This is a genomic window from Vibrio sp., assembly GCF_038138445.1.
GTDB lineage: Bacteria > Pseudomonadota > Gammaproteobacteria > Enterobacterales > Vibrionaceae > Vibrio.
In genome coordinates, this window is the sequence record NZ_JAYQDQ010000136.1 from 1 (window position 1) to 6,749 (window position 6,749).

5 protein-coding genes are annotated in these 6,749 nt (G+C 44.9%); 2 read left to right on the forward strand and 3 right to left on the reverse strand.

The annotated features are described in order from the left end of the window. Positions 1–87: 87 nt before the first annotated feature. From AAFM34_RS19840 to pepA, 3 genes are all read right to left on the reverse strand, one after another. Positions 88–2,961, reverse strand: coding sequence for a valine--tRNA ligase (locus AAFM34_RS19840; protein ID WP_341665833.1), 2,874 nt, complete (start codon positions 2,959–2,961; stop codon positions 88–90). Between the two features lie 212 nt (positions 2,962–3,173). Next, positions 3,174–3,626, reverse strand: a complete 453-nt coding sequence (locus AAFM34_RS19845; RefSeq protein WP_341665835.1) for a DNA polymerase III subunit chi — start codon at positions 3,624–3,626, stop codon at positions 3,174–3,176. Between the two features lie 51 nt (positions 3,627–3,677). Beyond that, on the reverse strand, positions 3,678–5,186 hold the full coding sequence (gene pepA, locus AAFM34_RS19850) for a leucyl aminopeptidase (protein ID WP_341665837.1): 1,509 nt from the start codon (positions 5,184–5,186) through the stop codon (positions 3,678–3,680). Positions 5,187–5,378: 192 nt separating this feature from the next. Between pepA and lptF the strand changes: the two genes are divergently transcribed. Together lptF and AAFM34_RS19860 are read left to right on the forward strand one after the other, a co-directional pair. After that, on the forward strand, positions 5,379–6,482 hold the full coding sequence (gene lptF / locus AAFM34_RS19855) for an LPS export ABC transporter permease LptF (protein WP_341665839.1): 1,104 nt from the start codon (positions 5,379–5,381) through the stop codon (positions 6,480–6,482). Positions 6,483–6,485: 3 nt separating this feature from the next. Next, positions 6,486–6,749: LptF/LptG family permease (locus tag AAFM34_RS19860; protein ID WP_341665840.1), on the forward strand; the 264-nt coding region annotated here is incomplete at its 3' end.

The following is a 6,749-nucleotide window of genomic DNA, read 5'->3' on the forward strand; positions in this document are numbered from 1 at the left end:
ATGGGATCATTCAATTGATCTGCCGATTAATGTTTAACTGATCGGCATTACAGCCTAGAGGCTGCCTTTTTACTTTCAAATTCGCGCTTATAGAGCCGCAATAGTGGTTTTTTGCTCTTCAAGTTTAATGAGTGTTTCTTGATAGCCTGCCAGTTTTTCACGCTCTTTAGCCACGACCGCTTCTGGCGCTTTAGCGACAAAACCTTGGTTACCTAGCTTACCTTCAATACGCTTGATCTCGCCAAGCGTTTTGTTAATTTCACCATCTAAACGAATGAGCTCGGCATCTTTATCGATAAGCCCTGCCATAGGGATCATTAACTCAGACTTAGCCACAAGAGCGCTCGCACATGCTGGCGTTGTCTCATTAGACTCAAGCACGCGTACTGACTCAAGTTTAGCCAGAGAAACCAGCACTTGTTTGTTGGTTTCTAGGCGCGCGGCATCTTTGTCGCTGGCAGCTTTTAGCATCACCTCAAGAGGCTTTCCTGGATTAATATCGTACTCAGCTCGCAAGTTACGTATGCTGGTTATAAAGGATTTCACCCATTCGATATCATCAAGTGCTTCTTGGTTGAAGTTTGCTTCATCATACTGTGGAAGAGCTTGCAGCATGATGGTGCTTTCTGCTGAATTAGAACCTTCAATATTGCCTACCAGTGGTTTGACGCTTTGCCAAATGGTTTCGGTAATATACGGGATAACCGGATGAGCAAGGCGAAGCGTTTTCTCTAACACGGTAATCAGTGTTTTGCGAGTGGCTCGTTGCTGTGCTTCACTGCCTTTCCATAGTACTGGCTTAGTAAGCTCTAGGTACCAGTCACAGAACTGATTCCAGATAAACTCGTAAATCGTATTAGCCGCCATATCTAGACGATAGTTGTCTAGGTGTGCGTTGAAGTCTTTTGCCGCTAACTCAAATTGTGACTCGATCCATTTGTCGGCTAATGAGTATTCAAGCTCACCAGCACCAAAGCCACAATCTTGCTCTTCGGTATTCATCAACACGTAACGACTGGCGTTCCAAAGCTTGTTACAGAAGTTACGGTAGCCTTCGAGACGTTTCATATCCCAGTTGATATCACGACCGGTTGACGCCATGGCGGCTAAGGTGAAACGTAGAGCGTCAGTACCATAGGGTTCAATGCCATTTTCAAACGTCTTACGTGTGTTTTTCTCAATCTTGGCGGCAAGCTGAGGTTGCATCATGTTGCCAGTGCGTTTTTCAACCAGAGACTCAAGATCGATGCCATCAATCATGTCGATTGGATCAAGTACGTTACCTTTCGACTTAGACATCTTGTCACCGTTTTCGTCACGGATGAGTCCCGTTACGTAAACTGTTTTGAAGGGCACTTGTGGTTTGCCATTTTCATCTTTACAGAAATGCATCGTCATCATAATCATGCGAGCAACCCAGAAGAAGATGATGTCAAAACCAGTTACAAGCACATCTGAAGGATGGAAGGTTTTAAGATCGGGCGTGTTTTCAGGCCAGCCTTGTGTACCGAATGTCCAAAGAGCAGAGGAGAACCAAGTATCCAGTACGTCGTCGTCTTGGCGAAGTACAACCACAGGAGCAAGCCCATTTTTCTCACGAACTTCTTCTTCCGTTCGGCCGACGTAGACATTTCCGTCATTGTCGTACCATGCTGGAATACGGTGTCCCCACCACAGTTGACGAGAGATACACCAATCTTGAATGTCACGCATCCAAGAGAAGTACATGTTTTCGTATTGTTTAGGAACGAACTGAATCTCACCGTCTTCAACCACTTTAGTCGCCGTTTCTGCAAGTGGTGCTGCGCGAACATACCATTGATCAGTCAGCATTGGTTCAATCACAACTCCGCCACGATCGCCGTATGGCACAGTAAGATCATGATCTTTAATTTCGTCTAAAAGACCAAGCTCTTCGAATTCTGCCACTATGGCTTTACGTGCAGCGAAACGCTCCATACCTTGATATTTAGCTGGTAGCTCGCTTGAGTATGCATCACTGGCTTCACCATTGGTGGTGAATACTTCAGCAGAGTCACGAATATCACCATTGAAGGTTAGGATGTTGATCATCGGAAGTTGATGACGCTTACCCACTTCATAGTCATTGAAATCGTGCGCAGGTGTGATTTTTACACAGCCAGTCCCTTTTTCCATGTCGGCGTGTTCGTCAGCCAAGATAGGGATGCGGCGATTGACAACAGGAAGAAGAATTTCTTTTCCAATTAGATCTTTATAGCGAGGATCTTCTGGATTTACCGCAACACCGGTATCGCCAAGCATGGTTTCTGGACGAGTTGTTGCTACCACGATGTAATCTTTGCCTTGAGCCGTTTTCGCACCATCGGCAAGAGGATAACGGAAGTGCCACATGTGGCCTTTTTTATCTTTGTTCTCTACTTCTAGATCAGAAATTGCAGTGTGTAATTTAGGATCCCAGTTAACCAGACGTTTACCACGGTAAATCAGATCTTCTTCATACAGGCGTACGAATACTTCTTGAACTGCATTCGATAGGCCGTCATCCATAGTAAAGCGCTCACGGTCCCAGTCAACAGAAGCACCAAGACGGCGGAGCTGTTTAGTAATAGTACCGCCAGATTGAGCTTTCCATTGCCAAATTTTATCGATGAAAGCATCACGGCCATAGTCATGCTTGGTTTTGCCTTCTTCTGCCGCAATTTTACGTTCAACCACCATTTGCGTGGCGATACCAGCATGGTCTGTACCGACTTGCCAAAGGGTATTCTTGCCCTTCATACGCTCTGCGCGGATAAGCGTATCCATAATGGTATCTTGAAACGCGTGACCCATGTGTAGGCTACCAGTGACGTTTGGCGGCGGGATCATTATGCTGTATGCGTCTTTTGTCGTGTCACCGTGTGGCTTAAAGTAGCCTTTTTCTTCCCAAGCCTGGTATAGAGCTTGTTCAATTGAAGTTGGGTTATATGTCTTTTCCATAGCGCTCGTATTTCCTCGGTATCGCTGGACTATTTCGCGGTTTTAAGGTGTTAAAATCTCAATAAATACAGCCTGGTATTATTCAGATTTGGATAATGCACCTTTTCCATTGGGTCCAACCATTCGAAGATTGGTTCTGGTTAAATTTAATCGTTATCAATCTTTATAAGTGAGTGATCTCAAGCAAGATCGACTTCACTATAAGGATTGAGTTACGGGTTATGATCTATTTCGATCGTTTGTAGCTGAAAACCAGCTTGGCGATAGATTTTATATCTTTCTCGCGCGAGTTGCTTGGCTTTTTCATCGCAAGGAACGAAGTCTACCACCTCTGCAAACTTATTCGCAAAGGTTGTCTTATTTTTAGCCAAATTTATCACTAGCTGGCGATTCCAAGAAGGTTTTACCTCCTGGTATCCAATCTCGATATTGGTACCGTATTTTGGTCCTTCTCCAACTAAGTTATGCGCGATATAGTGCTTAGCATCGACTTGCCAAAAATCTTCTGCCAGTTGTTCGGCTTGATGTTTGTCCTCGCAATTAAGATATACCTTTGCTCCTTGAGCGGCAAAGTGACCAGCAAGGAAAACAACATATTGCAAAAAGACACCAGAGTCTGCTTGAGGAGAGTCGGGATCAATAATGTAAAAAGTTGCATTAGACATAACATACTACTGAATTAAAAAAGGGCCTTGCGGCCCTTTTAAGTTTGGAAATTATTCTTCCGTTTCTTGGCCGCTTCGGTTAAGTACAAATTGGACAAGCATTGAGACAGGACGACCTGTCGCTCCTTTAGCTGCGCCTGATTTCCAAGCCGTTCCAGCAATATCGATATGCGCCCAATGGTACTTTTTAGCAAATTTAGACAGGAAGCACCCTGCGGTAATAGTACCGCCAGGACGGCCACCAATATTTGCCATATCCGCAAATGGGCTTTTTAGTTGCTCATGATACTCATCTGCCATGGGCAGGCGCCAAGCGCGATCGCTTGACTGTTCTGAAGCATTGACTAACTCATGAGAAAGCGGGTTGTGATTGGAGAGTACACCACTGATATGGTGACCTAACGCAATTACACATGCTCCTGTTAGAGTTGCGACATCGACAACACAATCAGGGTCGAATCGCTCTACATAGGTTAGGGCGTCACACAATACCAAGCGACCTTCGGCGTCGGTGTTGAGTACTTCAACGGTTTGGCCTGACATTGTTGTAAGTATATCGCCTGGACGATAGGCGTTGCTACCAGGCATGTTTTCGCAGCCAGCCAGCACCCCGATAACATTGATAGGCAGGTTAAGCTTGGCTAATGACTTCATGGTGCCAAATACGGAAGCCGCCCCACACATGTCGTACTTCATTTCATCCATGCCTTCACCGGGCTTAAGCGAAATACCGCCAGAATCAAATGTTAGGCCTTTACCGACCAGAACAATAGGTTTTGTATCTGGGTCAGTGCTTCCTTTGTACTCCATGATGGACATCATAGATTCGTTTTTAGAACCTCGGCCTACCGCTAGATAAGAAGTCATACCTAGCTTTTCCATTTCTTGCTCACCAATGATTTTGGTTGTGATGGTCTCGTAGTCATCAGCAAGGCGTCGCGCTTGGGAAGCCAAGTAAGCTGGGTTGGCAATATTAGGTGGCATATTACCAAGGTCTTTGGCCGCTTTTACACCGGAAGCAATGGCTAGTCCATGTGTGATGGCTTTTTCGCCTAAATTGAGCTCGCGTCGAGTGGGTACATTGAACACAAGCTTACGTAGTGGCCGGCGAGTCTCTGGCTTAGCGCTTTTGAATTGATCAAAGGTATATAGGCTATCTTTGGTTGCTTCAACGGCTTGACGTACTTTCCAATAGGTATCGCGTCCCTTAACATGTAACTCGGTTAGGAAGCAAACTGCTTCCATAGAGCCTGTCTCATTGAGAGTGTTGATCGTTTTTTGAATGATTTCTTTATACTGGCGCTCACCCAGCTCACGCTCTTTACCACAACCGACAAGCAAAACACGTTCTGACAGCACACCTGGTACTTGATGCAGTAATAGCATCTGTCCAGGTTTTCCTTCCAGATCACCACGGCGAAGTAGTGAACTGATATAGCCGTCGCTGATCTTATCTAGCTGTTCAGCAACTGGAGAGAGACGGCGTGGTTCGAATACACCCACAACAATACAAGCACTACGTTGCTTTTCTGGGCTACCACTTTTTACACTGAACTCCATGCGTACTCCTACATCCTGAAGACAAATCGAACTAAATGTTAGATAATGGCGTCTTACTTGTTGATTCCATGTTTGGAATGACTTTGTAAATAAGCGCGTTAACAGTTAGCCAAAATTTCAAATAATAAAAGGTTCAACGGGAAATTATAGTGATTCAGTTAAAAAAACAAGTTTTGTATAGGTAATTTCAGCGTGATTATTGTTAGATATTTGATCCGCGAGACACTCAAAAGCCAATTGGCGATATTTTTCATTCTGTTCTTGGTCTTTTTAAGTCAAAAACTGATCAAGGTTTTAGCTGAGGCTTCAGATGGAGATATCCCAGCCTCGTTGGTAATGCACTATGTCGGCTTGAGTATGCCTTCTATGGGGCTGTTAATGCTGCCATTGAGTTTGTTCCTCGGAATTTTGCTGACCTTTGGTCGTCTGTATGCGGAAAGTGAAATTACCGTTATGAACGCTACGGGGATTGGTAATAAGTTCCTTATTCGAGCTGCACTTTACTTGGCAGTGATGACCGGGTTACTAGCTGGCGCTAATGCGTTTGTTTTTTCACCCATGAGTCAAGAAAGGCTCATCCAGCTTGAAGAAGAAGTCGCAGCTGAAAATAATGTTGACATGCTCCAGAAGGGGCAGTTCCAAGGAACACCAGATGGTTCTTCAGTGGTATTTATCGATGATATTGAGAACAAAAAACTCAAGCATGTTTTTGTTGCTCAAATGCGCCCGCGCGACTCTATCTTACCAAGTGTGTCTTTTTCACAGTCAGGAGAGGTGAAGGAGCTTAGTGACGGAAGGCAAGTGATCCGCATGTATGATGGTGTTCGTTATGAAGGAGTGCCGACACGCCTTGACTACATGGTTACCGATTTTAAACAATATGAAGGTTTAATTGGCCAACGTGACGTTAAGCCTAAAGGGCGTGATTGGGAAGCGATTCCAACTTTGCTACTTATTTCCAACCCAGATCCTCGAGCTCAGGCTGAATTGCAATGGCGAATTTCACTAGTGGTATGTATACCGCTTTTGACCATGCTGGTTGTGCCGTTGTCTGCGGTTAACCCTCGTCAGGGTCGTTTTGCTAAAATGGGGCCTGCCATTTTGATTTACTTGGCTTATTTCTTGTCTATTAGTGCGACCAAGTCAGCATTGGAAGATGGCTCTATTCCCGCTTTCATTGGTATGTGGCCAATCAATGCGGCCCTATTAATGACGGCGATAGGCATCAACTCGCTCGATAGCATTACCGTTCGGCGGTTAAAAGACAAACTCAGACAAAGAAAGAAGGCAGCCTAAGCCGTGTTTAAAATTCTTGATCTTTATATCGGCAAAACAATTATTGCCACTACATCATTGGTCCTTGCAACCTTTGTCGGCCTTTCTTCGATCATTAAATACGTAGAGCAGTTACGTAAGGTTGGCCAGGGGAGCTACGACTTACTGCAAGCTTTGTTTTATGTGGTTCTGAGTATTCCTCGTGATATTGAAATGTTTTTCCCCATGGCAGCTTTGCTGGGAGCTCTAATTGGGCTTGGGATGTTGGCATCCAGTTCTGAGTTAGTG